The organism is Kocuria gwangalliensis, from assembly GCF_039544365.1.
In the GTDB taxonomy this organism is placed as follows: domain Bacteria; phylum Actinomycetota; class Actinomycetes; order Actinomycetales; family Micrococcaceae; genus Kocuria; species Kocuria gwangalliensis.
Genome location: NZ_BAABLN010000057.1, coordinates 1 through 1,332, shown reverse-complemented (window position 1 = coordinate 1,332; position 1,332 = coordinate 1). Strand labels below are relative to the sequence as shown.

The window sequence follows — 1,332 nt, the reverse complement described above, 5'->3', positions numbered from 1 at the left end:
GGCCCCGAGATCTGGGAGGACACCGACGGCCAGGTCGACGTCTTCGTCTCCGGCGTGGGCACCGGCGGCACCATCACCGGCGCCGGACGCTACCTGCGCGAGCAGAAGAAGGACATCCGCCTCGTCGTCGTCGAGCCGGCCGACTCCCCGCTGCTGACCGAGGGCAAGGCCGGGCCCCACAAGATCCAGGGCCTCGGCGCGAACTTCGTCCCCGACAACCTCGACCGGGAGATCTACGACGACGTCTACGACGTGACCGTCGAGGACTCCGTGCGCGTGGCGCGCGAGCTGGGCACCCAGGAGGGCATCCTCGGCGGGATCTCCTCGGGCGCCATCGTGTGGGCCGCCCTGCAGGAGGCCGCCAAGGAGGAGAACCGGGACAAGCTGATTGTGGCGGTCGTGTGCGACTTCGGTGAGCGGTACATCTCGACCCTGCTCTACGAGGACATCCGCGTCTGAGGCCCCGTGTCTGGCCCCGGCCGGATTGATCACCTTCGCCAACGGAGGGGACAACATCGGGGTCTACGTGCCCGTGTTCGCCACCGTGGGACCGACCGCGATGGTGGCCTACTGCCTCGCCTTTTTGACCATGGTCGCGGTGCTGGTGGCCCTCGCCAAGTATGTGGCCACCCGCGAACCCATCGCCGAGGTCCTGGAACGCTGGGAACACATCCTATTCCCGATCGTGCTGATCGGCCTGGGCGTGGTCATCCTCCTCGAGGGCGGGGCCTTCGGCCTCTAACCCATCCGCCGGCCGAGCTCAGACGGTGGATGAGATCCCTGATCCGTCGCGCCTCCGCCCCCACCGCACGGGGTGTGGGCGGCCAGGTTGCCCCCCGTTTGCCGGGATGGTTCACTGCCGTCGATCGTGGAACTAGGCTCGGCGGAAACCCTGCAGGTGCGCTAAGAGGTGGAGACCATGCCAAAGATGTCCGCCCTGGAGGCCTCCTTCTGTCGCAGCGCGCCATGGGGTCTTGTGGCCCGGCGGATGATTCCCTGGGCGACCCAGGGGTTCCCCCTCACCGGGGACCTGCTGGAGATCGGTGGAGGCAGCGGTGCGATGGCCGAAGCCGTCGCCCGAGCCCATCCCCGGGTGCGGCTCACCACGACCGACGCCGACCCGGCGATGGTGCAGGCGGGGCAGGATCGTCTGGCCGGATTCGCCCTGGCCCAGGCGCGTCAGGCCGATGCCAGGCGGCTGCCCTTTCAAGACGAGTCGTTCGACACGGTTCTGAGCTTTTTGATGCTCCTGAATCGCCCCGGGTTTAATGGAGACATCGTTAACCCGGAAGGATGGGCGGCATGGTCGCACCACGGAAGTACCCCGACGAG

General features: G+C 67.8%; 2 protein-coding genes and 1 pseudogene. All 3 read left to right on the top strand.

Translation table 11 applies throughout. The features are described 5' to 3' along the window. Positions 1-459, top strand: a 459-nt coding sequence (locus ABEA06_RS13570) for a pyridoxal-phosphate dependent enzyme (RefSeq protein WP_345311834.1), incomplete at its 5' end; no start/stop codon positions are given. Between the two features lie 28 nt (positions 460-487). Further along, positions 488-742: pseudogene (locus ABEA06_RS13565) on the top strand (cadmium resistance transporter); the annotation flags it as partial. Between the two features lie 177 nt (positions 743-919). Beyond that, on the top strand, positions 920-1,332 hold a 413-nt coding region (locus ABEA06_RS13560; RefSeq protein ID WP_345311833.1), incomplete at its 3' end, for a class I SAM-dependent methyltransferase.